The organism is Christiangramia oceanisediminis, from assembly GCF_022570735.2.
Taxonomy (GTDB): Bacteria; Bacteroidota; Bacteroidia; order Flavobacteriales; family Flavobacteriaceae; genus Christiangramia; species Christiangramia oceanisediminis.
The window spans coordinates 1,596,941-1,621,256 of record NZ_JANCNS010000001.1 but is presented as its reverse complement, the minus strand read 5'-3'; the positions used below and the strand labels follow the sequence as shown (position 1 = coordinate 1,621,256).

Sequence of the window (24,316 nt, the reverse complement as noted above, 5' to 3'; positions counted from 1 at the left end):
TAATTCAGAATAGCCCGAAAATTGGGCAAATAAGGAACTGGCTCTGTATAAATTGCTCTACAGAACGCGGATCAAATCGATCAAATTAAGAATACCTGGTCTTCGAGTTGAATATCGTAGACCAGCAAGGGAGGAGTATATTCCCTGAATGGTATTACCTGCTGTGGCTCTGCCTCAAACAGATTGAAATAGGAAAAAGTGAAGGTGGTTAAAAAAATCTTTTGCTGAAAATCGAAGGAATCAAACGAGATCTTTAATTCGTCCTGGCCTTCAACCGATGTTTTTTCATTGGTACAGCAATGACCTTCGGCCATCGCATCCATCTGCATACCACAGGTCTTCACTTCAGAAAAGACAGCTTTATCAACCAGGTGATCACCACAAAAATGCTTTTCCACGGTGAAAGACATAGTGGAAAACATGACCAGCATGGCCAGCATAAAAGATGATATTTGTCTAAAAGCCTCTTTCATTCGGTTAACAAAAATACATATTTTTTCAATATCAGGCATTTAGACCCTCAATTTCAAAAATACCGGTCAAAATTAAAGCAAGAATTATTAGCGCGGTTATAAAATTCAGGAAAAAACTTTCAATTCTCCCTTGTTATTTTCTGGTGTTAGGAAAGCTTATTTTCAACTAGCATTTTTCATAACTTTATAATATTCAGCTTTTTAAATTCACGATAAAATGAATGACCCGAAAATAATCGTAGTAGTTGGCGCAACCGGATCCCAGGGAAGCGGACTGGTAAAAGCCATCATAGAAGATCCCGATAAAACTTTTGAGGTTAGAGCAATCACAAGAGACTACACCTCAGATAAGGCACAAGAGCTCAGAAAACATGGAGCAGATCTCTTCGAAGCTGATGTTGATGATAAGGAAAGTCTGATCGAAGCTTTCGAAGGTGCCTACGGAGCATTCTGTGTGACCTTCTTCTGGGAACATTTTTCACCGGAAAAAGAAAAAGAACATGCCAGGAATATGGCTGAGGCCGCAAAAGAAGCCAAACTGAAACATGTGATCTGGTCTAGCCTGGAAGATACGCGTAAATGGATCCCGGTTGATGATGATCGAATGCCAACTCTTATGGGTCATTATAAGGTGCCGCACTACGATGCTAAAGGAGAAGCTGATTCCTATTTTATTAAAAGCAAGGTCCCTTATACCCTACTTCGAACTTCCTTTTTCTGGGATAATTTCATCAATTTTGGAATGGGTCCTCAAAAGGACGAAAATGGTCGGTTAAGCCTTAATCTTCCCATGAGCGATAAAAAATTACCAGGAATAGCTTCAGAAGATATTGGAAAAACAGCTTTTCAAATCTTTAAGAAAGGAAACAAATACAAAGGCAAAACTATTTCGATCGCAGGAGGATTGCTTACCGGAAATGAAATGGCAGCAATTTTCAGTGAAGTTCTTGGTAAGAAGGTTAAATACCATGCTTTGGAACCTGATCTGTATAGGAACTCCGACTTTCCCGGGGCCGATGATCTGGGAAATATGTTTCAGTTCAAAGCTGAATTCGAAAAGGAATATTGCGCCCTAAGGGATCCTGAAAATACATGGGAACTAAATCCTGAATTATTATCTTTTAAAGAATGGCTGGAAAAGAATAAAAACCGGTTTAGGGTTTGATCGCCGATCCATGGTCATTTTGCCTCAACCTGTAATAATAAAAGGCAGGCAGCAAAATAAGCAGAAAAAGGGGATGAATTAAAAATCGTCTCACGTAAAAAAGTGCCAGGTAATGTTCATTTTCCAAATTCAAAATAAGGTAGAAAAATACCGAAAATCCCAGAACAAATAGCAAGGCATACAGGATGCCTGAAAATTTCATGATTTGCTTATCCCGAAAGGCTACATAGATTATCGCCAGTGAAATGAGGGTGTTAATGATGAAACGAAATATCAAATTCAGGGTGAGGAGCCCAAGGTTCATTTCTGGAATTTTACCAGTCAGGTAATCTGATTTGAAAAAATAAGTAAGTGGGTCGTAGAACAGGCTTTCTTCAAAAAGCCGTACCGCGGCCAAAAGAATGACCAGCAGTGCGATCTGCAATCCGCGATACCTTCTTTTCAGCCTTTTTTCCATCTCGAATAGATTCTAACCCAGATTATCCAGAGTAGCAGCACGGTTCCGTAGATCGCCAGCGGAAAAAAAATGGAGTGCATAATACCTGAATATTGCGGGTATTCGTAAATACTAACGGCTAGCAGGACAATACGAATGAGGTTCATCGCATATATGATCACGGCCCCGGCAAAAATATAGAGCAACGTTCTCAGCGGTTTACCAAAGAACGCCAGGACAAATGATGCGAACAGGATGATCATACTGGCCGAATTACAACCTTCCACGATCCCGGCCAGGAAAAGGTCTTCAACCATCAATTTCATGGATAGACCGGTAGGGTGCATTACTACATTGGTATCATATCCCAGGCCAGCCATAATATCCCCGCTCTGATAAGCAACAAGCCTGGTAATAGGGTCTGGCACCGGCGGATCGGTATCATACAGGATCAAAAAACCGTTATATAAACTCGAGAAAAGAAAATAGCTACCCAGGAAGATAAAGATGAAACGAAGGACCAGTCGGTATTTTCTAAATAAACTGAGCAAAGGCAGCCGGGTTTTTAACAAATTTATAGAAAAGCTGGCGTCGCTTTGCAGCATAAATTGAATACTTTTGCACTAAATATTGTTAATATGACCTTTCAGAAATTAAAACCACAGATCGAAGAGATCCTTGCGAACGATAATGCCAGTGTTGACAAACGCCTTACCGAAGTTTGTGAACTGCTTCAAACCAGCATCCCTTACTACGACTGGGTAGGTTTTTACTTCAGGAATGGAGATAAAGAAGAATTAAAGCTGAAGTCATTTGCCGGCGAACCAACAGATCATGAGATCATTCCTTTTGGAAAGGGAATTTGCGGGCAGGTTGCTGTTTCGAACAAGAACTTCGTGGTGCCCGATGTAAAGGCCCAGAACAATTATATCGCCTGCAGCATTCATGTAAAAGCTGAGATTGTGATTCCTTTATTCGTAAACGGAGAAAATATTGGCCAGATCGATATCGACTCGCATACTGAAGATCCGTTCTCTCATGAAGATGAGATCTTTTTGGAATGGGTGAATAAAAAAGTGGCAGAAATCCTTTAATAGCTGCCTGATTAAATAAAAAAACCCTCGATCTTTCGAGGGTTTTTTATGTTCAGTTTTTTGAGAACTACAATATCACTACAAGAACAACTATTAACAGGGCAAAAAACCCAATTAATTGTAAGATAGAATTCGCATATTCCTTTTCAATTTCGCTTCCCATTTTCTTTCTTTTGATCAAATATAAACAAGCTAAAAACTGATTTTTAAGCATTTAACTAACTTTAAAGCTTTTTCCATTTTTTTAAGATTATTTAAGTAGGAGTTCATTTTTATTTTAACGGGAATTTTAATTTTAGCGGAAAATCCTGCTCAACATCCTGAAATCGTATCAGGCTATTTTCACTTTAAATGAACTATTCACCAGTCGCGGATCGGGTGCCGTTTCCTGTCTTTGAATGCTTTTGATCCTAACCGACAGATAACCAAAACTATCGGCCACCGTTCCCCGGCACCGGTAGATCCCTTTCCCGCGTATCGGGAATTTTTCGGAAGTATCTGGAAACTGAACTGTATCAAAAATATCGCCGTCCACATCAAAGAAAGTCCCGAAACGCATCAGTTTCTTATTCACCGTGCCCGCCGTTCGGGAAGTGATCAAATTCCCATAAATCTCAATCTCACGATCTATATAATTCTCCAGGTCCCTGGCCTTCACCCCTGATCTCACAGGTTGCTTCAAAAGGTCGAATTCACTACAAAGCGGAAAACCCAGTAATTCGATCTGGTCATAGGCTTCGATAAGCCGGGAGATCTGAAACTGCGGAAGATCGAAATCCCGGTGTTCCGGCTTAAACAGAAGGGGTTGTTTGATATCCCGTTTCGTTTTATTCAACCTGAAGCAGGCCTTCCAGAGCAAATGGTATTTATCGAAACCGGTAAACCGGAAGGCGTTTATTTTTAAAAGCAGTGTAAGCTGTTCCACGGAAATAGAAATACGATCCAGGAAATCTTCGAAACTGCTAAACTCTCCGAAGAACTGTCGGTTTTCCAGTATTTGCTGTACCACTTTTATTTCAAGCTCCTTGATATAGCCAAGCCCCAGGTAAACATCCTTTCCGTAGATCGCCGTGGGATGATCGCTTTTATTCACACAGGGCGCATGTATCCTCCCGCCCCATCTTCGAATTTCCTGTATATAGGTTCGGGTATCGTAAAAGCCGCCACCATTATTAAGAGCCGCCACCATGAACTCCAGCGGGAAATATCTTTTTAGATACAAACTCTGGTAACTTTCCACCGCGTAGGAAGCCGAATGTCCCTTAGGAAAGGCATAACCGGCGAAAGAGGAAATCTGTTCCCAGATCTCTTCGGTAAGCTGGGCCGAATAGCCCTTTTCTTTGCAATTATCCCTGAACGTACGCTCCACCCGTTCAAGATCTGAACCAGCCACTTTTTTCCCACTCATTCCCCGCCGAAGCACATCGGCATCCTCGAAATTGAGCCCGGCGAACAGGTGAGCGACTTTCATCACATCTTCCTGGTAGACCATCACTCCGTAGGTCTCTTTCATGATCTCGTACATTACAGGGTGAGCCTGTTTCCGCCTTTCAGGGTCGCGGTGTCGTTTGATGAATTCCTCTTTCATCCCGGCACTCGAAACGCCCGGCCTTATCACCGAACTTGCCGCGACCAGGTTCATATAATTATCGGTTTGGAGTTTGGTGAGCAGGCCCCGCATGGCTGGAGATTCCACGTAAAAAACGCCCATGCAGTCTCCCACCTTCAGCAACTCATTGATGCCCGGGTCTTTTTTGAAAAAATGAATGTCCTCTATATCGTGAATTTCAGCGTCCGGCTGATTCTGCCTGATCAGTTCGATACTATCGGTGATCTTGGAAAGTCCTCTTTGGGCGAGGATATCAAACTTATGCACCCCTACATCTTCGGCTATATTCATATCGATCTGCACCGTGGCGAAGCCTTTCGGCGGAAAAAAGGTTCCGCAGTAATTATATATCGAATCGTTCAGGATCAGGATCCCGCCCGAGTGAACGCTCAGGTAATTTGGAAAACCTTCAATAAGCCTGCTGTACCTCAATACCAGTTTTTCCAGGTGATCGAGTTCCCTGAAATTGAAAAAACCTTCTGAAAGTTTGTCGATATTCTCCTTCGGCAGCCCAAACACCTTACCAAGCTCCCTGGCCACAGCCCTGCGTTTAAAGGTCACATAGGTTCCCATCAAAGCAGTATGCTCATATCGCTCGAAAATATAACGGGTGATATCTTCACGATCTTTCCAGGAAAAATCGATATCGAAATCGGGAGGTGAGGCACGGCTCTCATTGATAAAACGCTCAAAATACAGGTCAAGCTCTATAGGATCTACATTGGTGATCCCAATGATGTAGGCTACGATGGAGTTGGCGCCGCTTCCCCGTCCCACAAAAGGATAATTCTTGGAGCGGGCATAGCTTACGATATCATGATTGATCAGAAAATAAGAAACGAATTTCAGTTTGATGATCGAAGCCAGTTCCTTTTCAAGCCTGGCTTTCACTTTCTCATCGGCTTCGGGATAGCGCCGGGAAAGATTCTGTTCACATAATTCCCGTAGGCGCTGTATATCTTGCTCCTCACTTTTACCATAGACCTTTAAATTCCTGTTCTGGTCTCTTCCGAATCCAAACTCTACCTGGCACTGTGCGGCCAGTTTTCGGGTATTCTCTATGATATGCAGAAATTCCTCAAAAGCCTTCTCTAATTTTCCAGCTGAAAGGAATCGCTGGGAGAACGAAGCCTGTTCCGATTCGGGAAGCCGACTCAACAACTCGTTATTATCGATCGCCCTTAAAAGTCGGTGTGCGTTGTAATCCTTTTTTGTCTCGAAACTTACGCTTTGAAGCAGCACGAGCTTTTCGCGGTATTTTCGGTATTTAGAAAACCTCAGCCTGCGAAGATCATCTATCGAAACCCCGACAAACTCATTTTCTTTGAACTTGATTTTGTCACTGGTCTCCACCTTCCGGAAAGGATAGATGATAAAGCAACCTGGCAGATCGGGCGCATCGGGTTCAAAACTCTTATCTATATGGATATGCCTGGAAAGGTGTTCATTCAGTTGCCGGAAACCCTGGTTATTCCGAGCGATTCCCACGTATTGCTGATCTACCCCATTCCTGAAATCGATACCTATCATAGCATGGAATTTTCTATCCTTTGCCATTTTCAGAAAACTGAGACAGGCAGAGGTGTTGTTGATATCGGTCACCGCGAGGTATTCTGCGGAATTTGCTTCAGCAAGGTCGCACAGGCGCTCCGGGGAAAAAGTTCCGTAACGCAAAGAATACCAGGTATGACAATTCAGGTAGATCATTTAAAAATGAGTTTTCAACTAATGATTATGGAAAAAGAAATCAGGTTTTGAGCTTGCCTGGATCCTGGCGATTGGAGAAAAAAGAAAGTATCTCCACCGAATCATTTTTGATTCGGTAATACAGCGTATTGAACTTCAGAATTACTACTCTTCGAATATTGTTCTTTTGGGACGAAAGCGGAAAAATCCTGGGATTCCGGGATAGCAGTTCGATACTATGATCCAGCTCCCGAGAAAACTTTTTCAGTTCTCTCTCGGTCCAGTTTTCTTTAAGGTAATTAAGAGTATTTTCTAATTCGGAAAGTGCATGAGCCGTCCAGTAGATCTTATAACCACTTTTCATAAAGATCCCTGGCCTTAGCATGTGGCTTCAGCTTACCAGCATCGGCATCACTGATTCCTTTTTCGATAGAATCTTTTTCCGCCTGGGAAAGGTCATCCCACCAATTTGCTTTCTCACTTTCTCTCAATTCAATTATTTTATCAATAACAGATTGGTCTTCTAAAGTAGACAGCCATTGGATCAACTCTATTTTCTTATCCTGAATGCTCATTACCCAAATTTACAGTTTTTAATCTTTCTCATAATCATTTGATAATTGGTTTTTATTAATCATTGATTTCTATGTGCCAATACAATTGGCGGCTGACCATTGAACGGGTTACCCGAGCGGCCAATGGTCTTCGCATCCATGCCTACGGCTCTTTTTACACTTCCTTCTCCAAATCGTTTCCTGATGCGGTCCAGCGAATCGTAAAGACTCAATATCTCTTCAGAATCTTCAAAAAGATTGATCTGGTAATGTCCTGAAACCAGTCCGCTGAAACGAACACCTATCAGCCGAATCAGGAGCCGGCGGGTATAGAGTTTTTTGAACAGTTCCTCCACTACCGGGATCAGGATATGATCGGCACTGGTATAGGGAATCTTTGCCTGTTTGCTCTGCGTTTGAAAATCGGAATACCGGATCTTGACGCTGATCACCGAAGCCAGTTTTTCGCCCTTCCGAAGCTGGTAAGCCAGGCTCTCGGCCATCGCTACCAGGGTTGCGTGCAGGCGAACCATATCGATAGTATCCTGGTTAAAGGTTCGTTCAGTAGAAATGGATTTTCGTTCATGAAATGGAATGATAGGTGGATCATCTATCCCGTGAGCCCGCTTCCAAATCACTCTCCCGTTCTTTCCCAGAACACTTTCCAGCATTTCCACCGGCATTTCCTGTATGGTCTTTATCTTCCTTACCCCAAGGTTAAGCAAAGCCTGGAAGGTCTTGTTCCCGATCATCGGGATCTTATTCACTTCAAGCGGTGCCAGGAATCCGCGTTCAGATCCTGCTTCGATATATTTTTCGGCATTGGGTTTAGCCTCGCCGGTCGCGATCTTGGAAACGATCTTATTCCTGGAAAGTCCGAAGGAAATAGGAAGTCCGCTTTCGCGCATGATGGTTTCCCGAAGCTCATGGGCAAACTTTTTTACTCCAAAAAAGCGATCCATTCCCGTAAGATCAGCATAGAATTCATCCACACTGGCTTTTTCGAAAGTAGGCACTTCACTTTTGATAATTTCGGTAACGATCTCGGAATGTCGCATATACACCGAAGCATCTCCCCGAATATAAGTCGCATGCGGACACAGCCTTTTCGCCACTTTCATCGCCATCCCTGAATGCACTCCAAATTTTCGTGTCTCGTAGCTACAGGCCGCAACCACTCCCCTATCACTCAAACCACCCACAATGAGCGGCCTATTAAGCAAACGCGAATCCTTTAATCGCTCTACAGACACAAAAAAAGTATCCAGATCCAGATGTAATATCGCCTTTTCCTTATTCTTCATTTTGGATTATTTCCATTTTATAGGATATTTTCCAAAATTATAAAATCAGGGGCTTATTTTCGGAAATTGAATGTTAAAAAATCGAGAAGACTACAGGAGCTTCATTTTCAGGCACAAGCGATTGCCAACCAAGAAAAATGACTTCTGAACAGGGGTTAAAATACTGTGAATGAATCCCTTACATTCCGGTCCTGATCGCTTCCACCGGATCCAGCCTGGAAGCCGAAATAGCCGGAATCAACCCGGAGATGAGTCCGATCAACGCAGAAACAATGGTTCCAATCAGGATATTGAAAGGCGATAAAACGAATTCAAAATCACCTGTAAACTGCGAGGCGATAATGGAAACTATCCATACCAGGAATAATCCAAACAACCCGCCAATGACCGAAAGAATGATGGCCTCAAAAAGAAACTGGGAGAGAATGAATTTGTTCTTCGCACCAAGCGACTTCTGGATCCCGATAAGGTTGGTTCGCTCCTTTACACTTACGAACATGATATTCGCGATACCAAAACCTCCAACCAGCAGTGAAAATCCGCTGATCACGATCCCGATCACGTTCAACTGCCCCGTAATATTATCAATAAAATCAGCAAATCCCTGAAGTTGATTGACAAAGAAATTATTGATCTCACCTGGCTTAACCCCACGCATATTGCGAAGTTGCTGTTCCAGCATGGCAATAAATTCATCGTTGTCCACACCCTCCACTGGCTTCATAATGATCTGTGGAAAAACAGAACCCTTCTTGGTTCCAAAAACGCGACGGGCGAAGTTTGCTGGCACAAAGGCCTGACCATCCCGGGAACCTGTAAACAGCGATTGTCCCTGTTTCTTAAGAACTCCGATTACCGTGACCCTTCTTCCAAACATCCTGATCTCCTTGCCTATTCCGCTTATTGGTTCTCCAAAAAGATTCTTAGCCACTTCGTGACCGAGTACGGCAACTCCGGAACCACTTACTGCTTCCGGCTCATTAAAAAATCTTCCACCTTCCAGTTCAAAAGCTTCGATATCATAAAATTCATGAGTTACAGCACCTACATCAACCCCTGTACTGGTAACATCCTGGTATTTTATGGACGAACTTCCAGGAACACCCAGAACGAAAGCGATACTCTCCAGGTCAGGTAAGGATTTCTTTAATTGCTGGTATTCTTCATAGGTCACATCGGGAAATTGTTCCCTTTTCCACCTGGGAACATCTGAGGGACCAAAATTAAATCGCATCAGAACGATCGTACTGTTATCCAGGGCGCTAAGACTACCCTTGATATCCTTCTTCAGTGAATCTACCGCAGCAAGGACAGCGATAATCGAGAAAATCCCTATGGTAACGCCCAGAAGGGAAAGAAAGGTCCTTAACTTATTATTCCTTAAGGCATTCAGGGCAAAAACAAAGCTTTCCTTGAATACGCGAAGATACATCAACATAACGAAAAATCAGCTGGTTATAGATAACTTAAAGGTAGGACGCTAACAAGGCTGATCTGTTACATTTTTTATTGAAAATCGGCTCAATTTGAATTTCAAGCTCCGGGTTATTTGAATTCATCATTCGATTAAACACAGGACCATTCATCGATTTTGAAATGACCTCACCCGCTGCATTAAAAGCATTTCAGAAACATTCAAATTTTAAGCGATAATTCAGCCAGATCAACTTCATCTTTTTAGCTTAAATAGTTACTTTTGCAGCTTTAACAAACACAACACAATGAGCGAATTAAAACAAGCAAAATCTGCTTTAATTTCAGTTTTCAGTAAAGACGGGCTTGAACCCATCGTTAAAAAGTTGAACGATCTGGGTGTAAGCATCTATTCTACAGGTGGTACCGAGAAGTTCATCAAGGATCTTGGCATCGATGTAATCCCGGTTGAAGATGTTACTTCCTATCCTTCAATTTTAGGCGGAAGGGTAAAAACACTTCACCCTAAAGTTTTCGGTGGAATTCTTAACCGCCAGGATCATGAAGGAGACGTAAAGGAACTGGAACAATATGAAATTCCGCAGATAGACATTGTTATCGTGGACCTTTATCCATTCGAAAAGACCGTGGCTTCAGGAGCTTCAGAACAGGATATCATTGAAAAGATCGATATTGGTGGTATTTCGCTGATTCGTGCAGCCGCGAAAAATTTCAAGGATGTAACCTGTGTATCTTCAGTAGACGACTACCAGGAATTCCTGGATCTTCTGAATGAAAAACAAGGAAAAACCAGTCTTGCAGACCGAAAAAGATTCGCAACCAAGGCATTCAATATTTCATCTCATTACGATTCGGCTATCTTCAATTATTTTAACCAGGAAGAAGAGGTTACTGCATTCAAACAAAGTGAGATTAAAGGCAAAGAGTTGAGATACGGGGAAAATCCTCATCAGAAAGGAACTTTCTACGGTGATTTTGAGGCGATGTTCGATAAACTTCACGGCAAGGAGCTTTCTTACAACAACCTGCTGGACGTAGACGCCGCGGTGAACCTGATGAACGAATTCAAAGGAGAAGCGCCAACTTTTGCCATTTTAAAACACAATAACGCGTGCGGTCTTGCCCAGCGTGACACGATTCACCAGGCCTATGTTGATGCCCTGGCCGGAGACCCGGTTTCGGCTTTTGGCGGAATTTTGATCAGCAATGTGGAAATTGACGCAAAAACTGCTGAAGAAATCCACAAATTATTCTGTGAAGTGGTGATCGCTCCATCATTTTCTTCAGAAGCTGAAGAAATCTTAAAAGGAAAGAAGAACAGGATACTTTTGGTTCAAAAAGAAACCAAACTTCCAAAAACCCAGGTAAGAACCTGCCTAAATGGGGTTTTGGTTCAGGATAAAGATCTTAAAACCGACTCACAGGAAGATTTGGAACAGGCGACTAGCAATAAACCATCAGATGATGAGTTATCTGACATGGTATTTGCGTCGAAGATCTGTAAACACACAAAATCGAACACCATCGTCCTGGCAAAAAACAAACAGCTTTGCGCAAGTGGAACTGGTCAAACCTCAAGAGTTGATGCTTTAAAACAAAGTATCGAAAAGGCCCATTCCTTTAATTTTGATCTGAATGGAGCTGTGATGGCGAGTGATGCATTTTTCCCGTTTCCAGATTGCGTGGAGATCGCGGGTAAAGTTGGAATCACGGCTGTAATTCAGCCTGGTGGATCTATCAAAGACCAGCTAAGCATTGATTATTGCAACGAAAACAATATCGCAATGGTGATGACGGGAACACGCCATTTTAAACATTAATTTACTACATTTACCAAACCTCAATACTTAAAATACACTATGGGATTTTTTGATTTTCTCATTGAAGAAATTGCGATAGACTTAGGAACAGCCAACACCCTTATAATCCATAACGATAAAGTAGTTGTAGACAGCCCTTCGATCGTAGCTCGAGACAGAACTTCGGGCAAGATCACGGCTGTAGGTAAGGAAGCTGCAATGATGCAGGGTAAAACCCATGAGAATATCAAAACCATCAGGCCATTGAAGGATGGTGTGATCGCCGACTTTGACGCGAGCGAAAAAATGCTCACCATGTTCATCAAGGAGATCCCGGCGCTAAAAAAGAAACTTTTTACTCCGGCCTTGAGAATGGTTATTTGTATTCCTTCAGGAATTACTGAAGTGGAAATGCGTGCCGTTAAGGAAAGTGCCGAAAGAGTGAATGGAAAAGAGGTTTATCTTATCCATGAGCCTATGGCTGCCGCAATAGGTATCGGGGTTGATATCATGCAGCCTAAAGGTAATATGATCGTGGATATAGGTGGTGGTACCACCGAAATTGCGGTTATCGCACTTGGAGGGATCGTTTGTGATAAATCCATCAAGATCGCTGGTGATGTGTTCACCAACGATATTGTTTACTATATGCGAACCCAGCATAACTTATACGTTGGAGAGCGCACTGCAGAGAAAATTAAGATCCAGATTGGAGCAGCTACCGAAGACCTTGAGGTTCCGCCAGAGGAAATGAGCGTTCAGGGTAGGGATCTTCTAACCGGAAAACCTAAACAGGTTAATATCTCTTACCGTGAAATTGCCAAGGCCCTCGATAAATCAATTCTAAGAATTGAGGATGCGGTTATGGAAACACTTTCACAAACTCCACCAGAACTGGCTGCCGATATTTACAATACCGGAATTTATCTTGCCGGAGGTGGATCCATGCTTAGAGGACTCGACAAACGTTTATCTCAGAAGACCGATCTGCCGGTTTATATTGCCGAAGATCCATTACGTGCCGTAGTACGTGGTACCGGAATAACCCTAAAAACTTTAAACCGGTACAAGGGAATTTTGATCAAGTAGGAGAAGTTTAGTCTATGCAGCAAATATTTAATTTTCTTATCCGGAATAAGAATTCAATTCTGTTCTTGCTCCTTTTTGCTGTATCTGTTTTTCTCACCATCCAGAACCACGCTTTTCACAAAAGCAGGTTTATCAGTTCGGCGAATGTGGTAACCGGTGGGGTTTACGGCTGGGCAAACGGGGTAAATACTTACCTGCATCTGGACGAATATAACGAGAGGCTATTGGAAGAGAACAACAAGCTTCGCAATATGATTTCAGATCTTAATGATAGTATCTCGATCGAAAAACAGCTGGACAGCACTTCATTTGAAGGTGATTACCTGTTTCGAACTGCACAGGTGATCAATAACAATTTTGCAAAAACCGATAATTACCTCACCTTAAATCGAGGTGCCAGTTCTGGAATTAATCCAGAATTTGGAGTGATCACCAGCCAGGGGATCGTAGGGATAATAGACCGTGTGAATAACGATTACGCCAGGGTTATTTCCATTTTGAACAGTAGATCCAGGATCAATGCCCAGCTTAAAAAGACGAATCATTTTGGAAGTCTTATCTGGGATGGTAAGGATCCTAACATCGTTCAGCTTATCGATGTGCCAAGACAGGCTCCGGTTCAAAAAGGCGACACTATCATTACCGGCGGAAGATCGCTGATATTTCCAAAGGGCCTACCGGTTGGTAAGATCCTGGATTTTAGCCTGGATGAGACCCAGAGTTATTATACGATCAATATTGAGTTGTTCAATGATATGACCAATATCGGGTATGTATATGTTATCGAAAACGTGAACAAAGAGGCAATACAGGAATTACAGGAAATCAATGAACAGTAAACTAATCTCAAATATTTCCAGGTTCGTTATCCTGATATTTCTTCAGGTCCTTATCCTGAACAATATCAATTTTGCAGGATACATCAACCCGTATCTGTATGTGCTTTTCATTCTTCTATATCCGTTTACTGGAAACCAGAGCTTGTTCCTTTTTGTATCCTTTTTACTGGGAGTAAGCATCGACATTTTTGAGGACAGCGGCGGGATCAATGCAGCAGCATGTCTCGTGGCAGCTTTTATCAGACCAAATTTACTTCGATTTTCATTCGGGATCAGTTACGATCACCAGAACATTCGGCTGGCCAATACCCCATTTGGATCGAAAGTGAGCTATGTTTTTTTGATGGTTCTTGTTCATCATTTTGTTTTATTTTCTTTGGAAATGTTCAGCTTAAACCATATACTTCTTATACTGAAAAAAACAATATTTTCCAGTATATTCACAGTAATATTGGTTCTTCTAAGCCTTACTTTATTCAGCAGAAAATATAGATGAGAAAGATCTTACTTTACATTACCGTTCTCACTACCGGATTGCTTTTTATAGGCAGGCTATTCTATTTGCAGGTGATTGACACCTCGCTGGCGATCCGCTCAAGAGACAACGCCATTAAAGTCGTGTACGATTACCCGCAGCGTGGATATATCTACGATCGCAATGGAAAACTCATGGTTTCCAACCAGCCGTCCTACGATGTCATGGTTATTCCAAGAAACCTGAAGCCTTTCGATACGACCGAATTCTGCAATATTCTGAACATTAGCCAGGAAGACCTGGAAAAGAAACTGGACAAGGCTCGTATCTACTCCCCCATGCTTCCTTCGGTAGTCATTCCGCAGCTTACCAAAAGTGAGTATGCTATCCTTCAGGAGAAAATGAGGAAATACCAGGGTTTTTATATTCAGAAACGTTCATTAAGGGATTACGAGGTAGATCATAGCGCGAATGTCCTGGGCTATATCGCTGAAGTAAACCAGAAAAAGATCAACGAGAACCCGTACTATATTTCAGGAGATTTAATTGGTCGTGCTGGAGTAGAAAGTTATTATGAAGAGTTGCTGCGAGGGGTAAAAGGTGTTAAATATATTCAGAAGGATCGCTTCAACAGGGATATCGGGCCGTATAAGGATGGTATCTATGACACCCTTCCGGAAAAAGGGAAAGACATCACCATTACCATAGATTCCGATCTACAGGCTTACGGAACCAAATTAATGGAAAACAAACGCGGCGGAATCATCGCGCTGGAGCCGGGAACCGGGGAGATCCTGGCCCTTATCACCGCTCCTACCTATGACCCGGCAGACCTTGTGGGCCGAAAGCGTTCTCCAAATTTTACCGAATTATACTACGATACCATTGCGCGCCCTCTATACGACAGGGGTCTGCTTGCAGAATATCCTCCAGGTTCCCCGTTCAAAACACTGAATGCACTTATCGGGTTACAGGAAGGCGTGGTGGATACAGATGACAAATTCTCCTGTAATCATGGTTATACTTACGGAAGAGGTCGTAGATTAGGCTGTCATGCACATCGGAGTCCGTTGGATATGATTCCCGGAATTGCCCAATCCTGTAATGCTTACTTCGCCAATGTTTATCGAAGGATCATTGAAAAATACCCAACCCCGCAGGAAGGGATGGACGCCTGGAATGCACATCTTAAAAGTTTTGGTTTAGGCCAATTCATGGGGAACGACCTGGAAACAGGTCGACCTGGTAAGATCCCGGATGCGGAATATTACAATCAGATCTACAACTACCCAACCTATAAATGGTATTCAACAGCCACTATCTCTAATGCGATTGGGCAGGGAGAAGTTCTAATGACCCCTATCCAGCTGGCAAATATGGCTGCCATTATTGGTAATAAAGGCTGGTATTACACACCGCATATTCTTAAGGAAATAGAAGGAACCCCCATAAAAAATGAAAAGTTCACCAAAAAGAACTACACAAGTATAGAGGAACGGCATTTTGAGCCCGTAGTTGAGGGCATGCACGAAGTATACAAAAGCGGAACCGCAACCACCTTAAGAATCCCTGGAATAGAGATCGCCGGAAAAACCGGGACGGCAGAAAACTTCACCAAGATCGACGGAAAAAGAGTACAATTGACTGACCATTCTATATTTGTTGCCTTTGCACCGGTAGATAATCCACAGATCGCGATTGCCGTTTTCGTTGAAAACGGTTACTGGGGAAGTCGCTATGGCGGGAGAATTGCCAGCCTAATGATAGAAAAGTATCTAAAAGGCACCATAACCAGAACCGATATGGAAGAATGGATCCTGAGCCACAGCCTGGAGGAAGAATATGCCAAACCTCTAAGTGGTGAACCATTCAAAATAAACTATTAAATGAGCAGAAACAGTGCAGGCTTCGACTGGATAAGTATTTGCATTTATCTGGTTCTGATCCTTTTTGGCTGGGCCAATATATATTCGGCAAGTTTAGGAACCAATACAGGCTCCTATTTTGATCTCGATCAACCTTACGGAAAGCAGGCCCTTTTTATCGGGCTTAGCATTTTCCTAATCATTATTATCCTATCGATTGAAGCCAAATTCTACCAGCGCTTTTCAAGTGTCATCTATATTATTTCCCTGCTCTCCCTGGCGGGGCTATTCGTTTTTGGAAAAACCATTTCGGGAGCTACCTCCTGGTATGCCTTTGGAGGATTCAGCCTTCAACCTTCTGAATTTGCCAAATTCGCCACAGCCCTGGCGCTTGCTAAATACTTAAGCGATATTCAAACCAATATCAGGAAACTAAGTCACCAGGTCAAGGCATTTATCATAATCGCGATTCCGGCCATTTTAATAGTCCCACAACCCGATCCCGGAAGTGCCCTGGTTTACGCAGCATTTTTCTTCCCTTTATACAGGGAAGGGCTTTCCGGTTTTTACCTGGTAACAGGAATTTCGGCGGTAGCCGTTTTTATCATGACCTTGCTGGTAGGCCCCTATTGGGTAAGTGGAGGCGTGTTCGTGATCGCCCTGATGATTTTCTTAAGAAAAAGAAAAAAACGTCCTGGCAGGATCTTAATCAGCATTTTCACGATAGTTTCGATCGTTCTTAGTTTTTCAGTGAATTATATCTTCGAAAACGTCTTTGAACAACGTCACCGGGACCGGTTCAATATCGTATTAGGAAAGGAAGTAGATTCCCGAGGTATAGGATACAATACCAACCAAAGTGAGATCGCCATTGGAAGTGGAGGCTGGCTAGGAAAAGGCTGGACCGAGGGCACCCAGACCAAAGGCCATTTTGTACCAGAACAACATACCGATTATATTTTTAGTACGGTTGGAGAAGAATGGGGCTTTATGGGTAGCGCCATGGTAGTGATCCTATTCGTATTGCTAATGATACGACTGCTCTATATGGCAGAAAGGCAACGCAACCAGTTTCACCGGGTTTATGGTTACTCGGTTATAGGAATCCTGTTTATTCACTTCCTGGTGAACATTGGGATGGTAATTGGAATTTTCCCTACCGTGGGTATTCCACTGCCGTTTTTTAGTTATGGAGGCTCCGGATTATGGGGATTTACCATCCTGCTATTTATTTTCATTAAACTGGACTCAGACCGACTTTCCTATTGATCAGGCACATTTATCGGCGAGTAGTAATGCGGCCGCTACGATAAGTATCAAAACCGGATAGACGTACTTTCTTTTCATAATATAGGACATAAAAAAACCCGGAAAACAATTTCCGGGCTTGTAAATTATACTGCAGAGTTAGTTCTTTACTTTTTTCTTATCTACTCCGGCAAGTTTGATATTGTTAAGTTTCATATCTGAAAGAACATTAATCGCTTCTTCCATATAAACATCCTTGCTTAGGCTTTGATGCCATCTTTCCCTTTTCTCCTTAAGAATCGTGTCATTCACAAACAACTCCTTCTCATAAGGCAGGGAGCTATAAGTAAGATCTGTTTGATAATCTTTTATGGCGTCAAACTCTTTAAGCTTTTCCTTTTCCATTTTAGCTTCACTGGCATACTGAGCATAATTAAGCGGGTAGCTGGAATTATCACTTTGGGTTTTTACCCATCTTGCATTTTCCTCGATAAGTTTAAGCTGCTCATTCTGGCTCATACGCTTTTTACTGGCTTCTATAGCCTCTTCGAAACCAACATAACCTTCCCAGGTGTCATATTTGGCTGCATCGATCTTATCCCATGGCAATGGATTTTCCTGGTCTTTTTCACCGATGTCTACAAAGCTGTATCTATCTGGAACCACCACGTCACTCTTTACTCCTTCAAGCTGAGTAGATCCTCCATCTACACGATAGAATTTCTGGGTAGTGATCTTTAGAGCACCCATATCACCCATATCGTTACCTTTGATCCACCTGTTAAGATCGATCACATTCTGAACCGTTCCTTTTCCATAGGTTTGTTTGCTACCAATAATGATGGCTCTTTTGTAATCCTGCATAGCAGCTGCGAGGATTTCTGAAGCTGAAGCCGAAAGTTCATTCACCAGGATTACTAATGGACCGTCCCAAAGAACCTGGGGATCCTGATCTCTCAACACTTCCTTGCGTTGCCCATTTGATTTAACCTGAACAATAGGCCCTTCTTCAATGAACATCCCGGCGATGTCAACAACGGTCTTTAAAGATCCACCTCCGTTGTTTCTAAGGTCTAAAACAAGTCCTTCCATGCCTTCTTCTTTCAATCTTATTATATCCTGTTTGATATCTGAAGCCGCGTTGCGCTCTTCGTAATCGGTCATATCGAAATAGAATTTAGGAAGATTGATCACCCCGTATTTTCTACCTTCTTTTTCAACCACTGAAGCTTTTGCATAGGTCTCTTCGATCTCGATCACATCTCTTGTAAGGGTGATTTCCTCGATATTACCCATGACCTTTTTGCGAACGGTTAAAGTAACCTCAGTATTCTTAGGGCCTTTTATAAGGTCTACTGCATCATCCAGTCTCATACCTACGATACTAACAGCCTCCTTCTCATCAGCCTGCTTAACTTTTAAGATCACATCACCTTCGCCAAGCTGATCGCTCCTCCAGGCCGGGCCTCCAGAAATCACCTCGGTGATCGTGATATCATCATTCTCTTTCATCAACCGAGCACCAATCCCTTCCAGTTTACCAGACATCTGTATATCGAATCTGTCCTTATCCTGAGGTGCAAAATAAAAGGTATGAGGATCGAATTCCTCAACAATGGCATTTATATAAATTGAAAAATAGTCATCTCTTTCAAGATCATCGGTGAAATCATAATACCTGTCCAGGTTAGACATCGTGGTTTCCCTGGCTTCTTTTTCCAATTGTGTATCAGATTTCATTTCATATGAAGCATCTTTTTCTTTCTTGGTCTCTTCATCCTGCTTCATATCGTAATAGGTGATAAGAGTGTTGAACTTCAACTGTTCTTTCCACCTTTTCCTCATTTCCTCTTTTGAAGAAACATAGTCCAGTTCATCAAAATCGGTATTGATCCTTTCGTCTTCGGTAAAATCGAAAGGCTGAGACAGAATGTCCTTATAAAGTATCCGTGCCTCTTCCATCCTATTAAGCAAACGCTCATGGGTAAGGTTGAAGAATTCGATATTCTTGTTCTTTATCTCGTCATCAATCTTATCCCTATAGGCATTGAATTCCTTAATGTCTTCAGCATATAAAAAACGTTTTGAAGGATCCAGGCCTTCCAGGTAATCCTCGTATACATTGGCAGAGAATTCGTCATTGATATCCTTCGCATCATAATGTCCCTGATTAAGCACATAGGTGATAAGATCTATCAAAAGCTTATCCTTATTGGGGTCATCAAAGTTTTTGGTAGTAAAACTACAGGCAGCGGCGGCCATTAATAGGATAACCGCCAATAATTTAAAATTCCTTTTCATAACTCGTTTTAATTTCATCTTCGTGGTTAGCATAATTATAGTAAAAACTATGCCAACAAAGTACAAATCGCCATCAATTTGTTAAACTACTAATATAAGGTTTCCTTATTTAAATTCTTATTTTAGCTGAACCAAATATTTCTTAATGGAAAAGAAAAAACCACTTATCCTGGTTACCAATGATGATGGGATAACCGCACCTGGAATCAGAACCCTTGTTGAAGTAATGAAAGAAATTGGTGATGTTGTGGTGGTAGCGCCAGACAGCCCCCAGAGCGGCATGGGACATGCGATCACCATTAGTGACACCCTTTTTTGCGAACAGGTAACCATCAAGGAAACTTATAAACATAAAGAATATAGTTGTTCCGGTACCCCTGCCGACTGTGTTAAGATAGCAACCCAGGAGATCCTCCACCGAAAACCCGATCTATGCGTGAGCGGGATCAATCATGGCTCAAATTCTTCTATCAACGTGATCTATTCGGGAACTATGAGCGCCGCGGTTGAAGCAGGTATCGAAGGAATTCCTGCTATTGGTTTCTCGTTACTGGACTATTCGCTGAATGCTGATTTTGAACCCACCCGGAAATTTGTCAAGACCATTACCCGTAATGTCCTTAAAAATGGACTCCCAAAAGGAGTTGTTTTAAATGTGAATTTTCCAAAACTCAAGGAATCTGAAATTAAAGGGATCAAGGTTTGCAGGCAGGCTAATGCCCACTGGGAAGAAGAATTTGATAAAAGAACCAATCCGCAGGGACGTGAATATTATTGGTTAACCGGAAAATTCATAAATATGGATGAAGGTGAGGATACCGACGAAAAGGCACTGGAAGAAGGTTATGTTTCCGTGGTTCCCGTACAATTCGACCTTACCGCCCATCAATTTATAAAAGATTTAAGCAGCTGGTCTCTCAATGATTAAACAGAATGTCTTTATAGGTTTTCTTACGGGAATCGCAGCTAATATAGGCGGAGTGATCCTCTACGTCACCCTGTTATCCAGGGCCGACCTCGACGCCACCTTGAAAGATGCGGTGGAAAACGATTACCTGGGAAAGATCATTGCCCTAGGAGCGGTCATCAATTTCCTGCCATTCTTTGTTTTCCTGAAAAAGAAACAGAATTACCACGCGCGGGGTGTCCTGTTGGCAACCGTTAGCGTTGCCGTTGCCGTTGCAATCTATAAATTCTTTTAAAATGAAGTATTACCTCATAGCCGGTGAAGCTTCAGGAGACCTTCATGCCTCCAACCTCATGAAAGCTCTCAAAAAGGTCGATGAAAATGCCGAATTTCGGTTTTGGGGTGGAGAACTCATGGAAAAACAGGGTGGCACCCTGGTTAAGCATTACCGGGAACTGGCTTTTATGGGTTTTGCGGAAGTGCTTTTAAACATCAGGACCATCCTTAAAAACATCAAATTTTGCAAGGAAGACATCAATGCCTTTAACCCCGATGTGATCATTTTTATAGACTACCCGGGATTCAATATGCGAATTGCAGAGTGGGCCCGGAATGAATCTTATAAAACCCATTACTATATCTCTCCTCAAATATGGGCCTGGAAGGAGAATCGCATAAAAAAGATCAAGCGGGATGTGGATGAGATGTACGTGATCCTTCCCTTTGAAGAGGATTTTTACACCAAAAAACATGATTTTAAAGTCCATTTTGTGGGTCACCCGCTTTTGGATGCGATCGAAAACAGGCAACCGGTAGACATCGAACAGTTCAAACGGGAGAACGGGCTGGATTCCCGCCCGGTGATCGCCCTTTTGCCCGGTAGCCGGAAGCAGGAGATCGAAAAAATGCTTCAGGTAATGCTCAGCATTACTTCAGATTTCAAGGATTACCAGTTTGTTATTGCCGGTGCACCCAGCCAGGATAAGGAATTTTATCATTCATTCATGAAAGGCTCGAACATCAAGCTTATTATGAATCGCACTTATGATATCCTGAGTATTGCCTATGCAGCACTGGTCACTTCGGGTACAGCGACCCTGGAAACCGCTTTGTTCAAAGTCCCGGAAGTGGTTTGTTATAAAGGCAATTATCTTTCTTACCAGATCGCCAAACAGGTGATCAACCTGGATTATATTTCCCTGGTGAACCTGATCATGAACAGGGAAGTTGTTAAAGAACTAATTCAGACAGAATTCAACAAAAAACAACTCAAGGCAGAACTCAACAAGATACTCGACGAAACTAACCGCAAAAGGATCTTTAAAGATTATCACGAACTTGAGCAGAAACTGGGCGGAGCGGGCGCCAGCCAGAAAACAGCAAATCTCATCTATAACTCTATTAAAGATTGATCAATAAACGACCATGAAAATAGCCAGATTTCTAACCTTTCTTATTTTCAGTTTTATCATAACTTCCTGCGGCTCGTCGAAATCAAGGGTTGTCACTACCAAAAAAGAAAATGCCCGGGAATATCGAAACCCGGCACCTTCAGAAGCTAAGCTCAATAAAGAAGCGCCTGCCAAAGTGAACAGGATCGTGAATACGGCCATTCAATTTGAAGGCACCAGATATAAGTTTGGAGGAACCGATCGTAAGGGTATGGACTGCTCCGGACTAGTTTATGTCTCTTTTCTGGAGGAAGGCATCAGTCTTCCACGGACTTCCCGTGCGATGTCTTTAGAAGGCAAACGGCTGTACCTGGAGGAAGTTGAACCAGGCGACCTGTTATTCTTTGAAACCAACAAAAACCGAAAAGTCATCAACCATGTAGGACTCGTAACCGAAGTTTCAGGCGATAATATCCGCTTTATACATTCTTCAAGTTCCCGGGGCGTTATCATTTCCTCCCTTCTGGAAGGCTATTGGCGATCTAATTTCGTGATGGCCAGGCGAGTAATTTAATTTTTTCATACCTTCTTGATGTAATTAACATTCATTGAAGAAGTTTCAATTCATCTTCCTGCGCCTTAGCATTTACCTGATGGCGGGTATACTTTGTGCCTTTTATATCCCGGTTCAAATTGATCCAGGGATTATAATTGGCATTTCGGGAGGCATCTTACTATTCTTCCTTCTTAGCCTTATTCGTTCCAGGCAACGGCTTTTCGTTGATTTCTGGCCCGGCCTGTTCGGTTTTCTTTTGGTATTAAGCCTAGGCTTTACAATTGCCTATTTTGCACAACCCGAAAACCAGCCCGGGCATTATCTCCATTCAGATAAGGCTGAAATGAATAGACTGGCAGAAATCAGCATTACCGAGGAGCTTAAACCCAGTTTCACCCACCGCTACCTTGCCGATATAAACCGAATTTTCACGGCTGATTCGAAAGAAGAAATCCACGGAAGGGTCCTGTTAAATATTAAGGGTGATAGTCTTGTCACAGCTCAAATAAAGCCTGGATCAAGAATAATTGTTCACTGGAAACCTGATTCAATTCGGTCTCCTTTGAATCCATACCAGTTCGATTACTCCCGCTATATGCGTAGCCTCAAAGTTCACAAACAACTTAACCTGGATTTTTCAGAGCTTAGCGTTATACAGGAAAATAGCGGTAGCACCAGGGCGATGGCCTGGAATTTAAGAGAGAAATTGATAAATGACATCAAAAAGCAGGGAATGAATCCGGAGGCCATGGCTGTACTGCAGGCTTTGATACTGGGCCAGAGACGGGATATCACTAATGATTTATACCAGGATTATGCAGCTGCCGGAGCCATACACATCCTGGCGATTTCCGGACTTCATATTGGTATCTTACTGCTATTCCTCAATTTTCTTTTAAAACCTTTAGGAAAGCTAGCATACGGCAGCATTCTAAAAATGATAGCAATCGTTTCCCTGCTCTGGGCATTCGCAATATTAACAGGATTAAGCCCCTCGGTAGTAAGAGCGGTTTGTATGTTCTCATTCCTCGCCGTAGGCATGCAGCTCAAAAGAAAAACCAGCACTATAAACAGCCTTTTTCTTTCCCTGTTTTTCCTGTTAGTTTACGACCCATACCTGCTCTTCCAGGTAGGATTCCAGTTAAGTTACCTAGCCGTTCTGGGAATCATCCTTATTCAACCCAGGTTGTACCAGATGATCAGTTTCAAGTCACGAATTCCCGATTATTTCTGGAAGATCATCACGGTAAGTATCGCAGCGCAAATTGGGGTATTACCATTAAGTCTATATTATTTTCACCAGTTTCCGGGTTTATTCCTATTATCGAACCTTTTGATCCTGCCAGTACTAGGATTAATAATGGGTCTGGGCTTTCTGGCTATCTTTCTTGCCAGCATAGATCTTCTACCAGGTTTCATTATAGCTTCACTGGAATTTGTTCTGAATAAAATGAATTTACTGGTCCGACAAATTGCCCGACAGGAAACCTTTTTAATTGAAAATATCGAAATCAGTTTGAGTCAAACCCTAGTTCTATACCTGATAATCATGATCCTTGTCATGGTTCTGATTAAACCAGATTTCAGAAAATTGATTTTACTATTTACCGGAATCTTGCTTTTCCAGGCTTCAGTTTTATATGGTAAATGGACCAACTCATCCCAGGAACTTACGATCTTTCACAGGAGTAATGAAACCTATATAGGCTTGAAATCGCAGGAAAATCTGACAATCCTGAGCGATACGACTTCGATTCCTTCATTTATCGATGATTATGTACGTGTGGAAAAAATCAGGAATCTAAGCTTCAGGCCTGTAGAGCCCATTCTAAAAGTGCATAATAATCTTATTCTCGTGATTGATTCGGTAACTGCTTATGAGAAAACCAAGATACAACCCGACATCATTCTTTTAAAAAACAATCCGAAGGTCAACCTGGAGAGACTGCTGAATCATTTCAAACCCGTAAAGTTGATAGCAGATGGCAGCAATTCAAGATACCTGATCAGGAGGTGGAAGGAAACCGCTGATGACCATCATATCCCACTACACATTACAGCAGAAAAGGGAGCCTTTCGATTAAGATGAAA

22 protein-coding genes are annotated in these 24,316 nt (G+C 42.4%); 13 read left to right on the top strand and 9 right to left on the bottom strand.

Annotated elements, in window-relative coordinates; genetic code table 11:
* Positions 1-80: 80 nt before the first annotated feature.
* Positions 81-473: an HYC_CC_PP family protein gene (locus MKO06_RS07205; protein WP_241550191.1), complete on the bottom strand. Its 393-nt coding sequence runs from the start codon at positions 471-473 to the stop codon at positions 81-83.
* A 217-nt stretch (positions 474-690) separates the two neighbouring features.
* On the opposite strand from MKO06_RS07205, the gene MKO06_RS07200 reads away from it, so the two are divergent.
* On the top strand, positions 691-1,638 hold the full coding sequence (locus MKO06_RS07200) for an NmrA/HSCARG family protein (protein WP_241550190.1): 948 nt from the start codon (positions 691-693) through the stop codon (positions 1,636-1,638).
* On the opposite strand, the gene MKO06_RS07195 is transcribed toward MKO06_RS07200, so the two are convergent.
* Positions 1,628-2,095 carry an exosortase F system-associated membrane protein gene (locus MKO06_RS07195; RefSeq protein ID WP_241550188.1) on the bottom strand — a complete coding sequence of 156 codons (468 nt, stop codon included), beginning with the start codon at positions 2,093-2,095 and terminating at the stop codon, positions 1,628-1,630. The two genes, MKO06_RS07200 and MKO06_RS07195, sit on opposite strands and share 11 nt — an antisense overlap.
* Positions 2,080-2,625 (bottom strand): exosortase family protein XrtF, encoded by a 546-nt coding sequence (gene xrtF, locus MKO06_RS07190; protein WP_241550186.1) that lies wholly within the window; start codon positions 2,623-2,625, stop codon positions 2,080-2,082. The genes MKO06_RS07195 and xrtF overlap by 16 nt, the downstream gene beginning before the upstream one ends.
* A gap of 87 nt (positions 2,626-2,712) precedes the next feature.
* Between xrtF and MKO06_RS07185 the strand changes: the two genes are divergently transcribed.
* Complete coding sequence (locus MKO06_RS07185) at positions 2,713-3,168, top strand: GAF domain-containing protein (RefSeq protein ID WP_241550184.1); 456 nt, start codon at positions 2,713-2,715, stop codon at positions 3,166-3,168.
* A gap of 331 nt (positions 3,169-3,499) precedes the next feature.
* On the opposite strand, the gene MKO06_RS07180 is transcribed toward MKO06_RS07185, so the two are convergent.
* From MKO06_RS07180 to MKO06_RS07160, 5 genes are all read right to left on the bottom strand, one after another.
* Positions 3,500-6,484 (bottom strand): DNA polymerase III subunit alpha, encoded by a 2,985-nt coding sequence (locus MKO06_RS07180; protein WP_241550182.1) that lies wholly within the window; start codon positions 6,482-6,484, stop codon positions 3,500-3,502.
* Positions 6,485-6,524: 40 nt separating this feature from the next.
* Positions 6,525-6,827 carry a type II toxin-antitoxin system RelE/ParE family toxin gene (locus MKO06_RS07175; protein ID WP_241550181.1) on the bottom strand — a complete coding sequence of 101 codons (303 nt, stop codon included), beginning with the start codon at positions 6,825-6,827 and terminating at the stop codon, positions 6,525-6,527.
* Positions 6,811-7,038 carry a hypothetical protein gene (locus MKO06_RS07170; protein WP_241550180.1) on the bottom strand — a complete coding sequence of 76 codons (228 nt, stop codon included), beginning with the start codon at positions 7,036-7,038 and terminating at the stop codon, positions 6,811-6,813. Before MKO06_RS07170 ends, MKO06_RS07175 begins: the two co-directional genes overlap by 17 nt.
* 59 nt (positions 7,039-7,097) lie before the next feature.
* Positions 7,098-8,321, bottom strand: a complete 1,224-nt coding sequence (gene dinB, locus MKO06_RS07165; protein ID WP_241550179.1) for a DNA polymerase IV — start codon at positions 8,319-8,321, stop codon at positions 7,098-7,100.
* A gap of 178 nt (positions 8,322-8,499) precedes the next feature.
* A complete protein-coding gene (locus MKO06_RS07160) occupies positions 8,500-9,759 on the bottom strand; it encodes an ABC transporter permease (protein WP_241550177.1) in 1,260 nt (419 codons plus the stop codon).
* Positions 9,760-10,042: 283 nt separating this feature from the next.
* Here MKO06_RS07160 and purH point away from each other — a divergent pair, with 283 nt between their 5' ends.
* Genes purH through rodA form a run of 6 tightly spaced genes read left to right on the top strand, consistent with a single transcriptional unit; the run spans position 10,043 to position 17,091 of the window.
* The gene (gene purH / locus MKO06_RS07155) at positions 10,043-11,575 is read left to right on the top strand and encodes a bifunctional phosphoribosylaminoimidazolecarboxamide formyltransferase/IMP cyclohydrolase (protein ID WP_241550176.1); all 1,533 of its coding nucleotides are present in this window, start codon (positions 10,043-10,045) and stop codon (positions 11,573-11,575) included.
* Between the two features lie 39 nt (positions 11,576-11,614).
* Positions 11,615-12,643 (top strand): rod shape-determining protein, encoded by a 1,029-nt coding sequence (locus MKO06_RS07150; protein WP_083643564.1) that lies wholly within the window; start codon positions 11,615-11,617, stop codon positions 12,641-12,643.
* A gap of 14 nt (positions 12,644-12,657) precedes the next feature.
* Positions 12,658-13,482 carry a rod shape-determining protein MreC gene (gene mreC, locus MKO06_RS07145; protein WP_241550173.1) on the top strand — a complete coding sequence of 275 codons (825 nt, stop codon included), beginning with the start codon at positions 12,658-12,660 and terminating at the stop codon, positions 13,480-13,482.
* Positions 13,472-13,978, top strand: a complete 507-nt coding sequence (locus MKO06_RS07140) for a rod shape-determining protein MreD (protein WP_241550172.1) — start codon at positions 13,472-13,474, stop codon at positions 13,976-13,978. Before mreC ends, MKO06_RS07140 begins: the two co-directional genes overlap by 11 nt.
* Positions 13,975-15,843, top strand: a complete 1,869-nt coding sequence (mrdA, locus tag MKO06_RS07135; RefSeq protein ID WP_241550171.1) for a penicillin-binding protein 2 — start codon at positions 13,975-13,977, stop codon at positions 15,841-15,843. The genes MKO06_RS07140 and mrdA overlap by 4 nt, the downstream gene beginning before the upstream one ends.
* A complete protein-coding gene (rodA, locus tag MKO06_RS07130; RefSeq protein WP_241550167.1) occupies positions 15,844-17,091 on the top strand; it encodes a rod shape-determining protein RodA in 1,248 nt (415 codons plus the stop codon). It abuts the gene before it with no gap.
* Positions 17,092-17,229: 138 nt separating this feature from the next.
* Here rodA and MKO06_RS07125 read toward each other — a convergent pair whose 3' ends face one another.
* Entirely contained in the window at positions 17,230-19,371 is a 2,142-nt protein-coding gene (locus MKO06_RS07125) for a carboxy terminal-processing peptidase (protein WP_241550165.1), read from the bottom strand.
* 145 nt (positions 19,372-19,516) lie between these two features.
* On the opposite strand from MKO06_RS07125, the gene surE reads away from it, so the two are divergent.
* From surE to MKO06_RS07100, 5 genes are read left to right on the top strand one after another with little or no spacing between them, the layout of a single operon-like run.
* Positions 19,517-20,299: a 5'/3'-nucleotidase SurE gene (gene surE, locus MKO06_RS07120; protein ID WP_241550163.1), complete on the top strand. Its 783-nt coding sequence runs from the start codon at positions 19,517-19,519 to the stop codon at positions 20,297-20,299.
* Positions 20,292-20,573 (top strand): hypothetical protein, encoded by a 282-nt coding sequence (locus MKO06_RS07115; RefSeq protein WP_241550162.1) that lies wholly within the window; start codon positions 20,292-20,294, stop codon positions 20,571-20,573. The genes surE and MKO06_RS07115 overlap by 8 nt, the downstream gene beginning before the upstream one ends.
* 1 nt (position 20,574) lies before the next feature.
* Entirely contained in the window at positions 20,575-21,690 is a 1,116-nt protein-coding gene (lpxB, locus tag MKO06_RS07110; protein WP_241550160.1) for a lipid-A-disaccharide synthase, read from the top strand.
* A 13-nt stretch (positions 21,691-21,703) separates the two neighbouring features.
* On the top strand, positions 21,704-22,243 hold the full coding sequence (locus tag MKO06_RS07105) for a C40 family peptidase (protein WP_241550158.1): 540 nt from the start codon (positions 21,704-21,706) through the stop codon (positions 22,241-22,243).
* Positions 22,244-22,277: 34 nt separating this feature from the next.
* The gene (locus MKO06_RS07100; RefSeq protein WP_241550156.1) at positions 22,278-24,314 is read left to right on the top strand and encodes a ComEC/Rec2 family competence protein; all 2,037 of its coding nucleotides are present in this window, start codon (positions 22,278-22,280) and stop codon (positions 24,312-24,314) included.
* Positions 24,315-24,316: the final 2 nt, after the last annotated feature.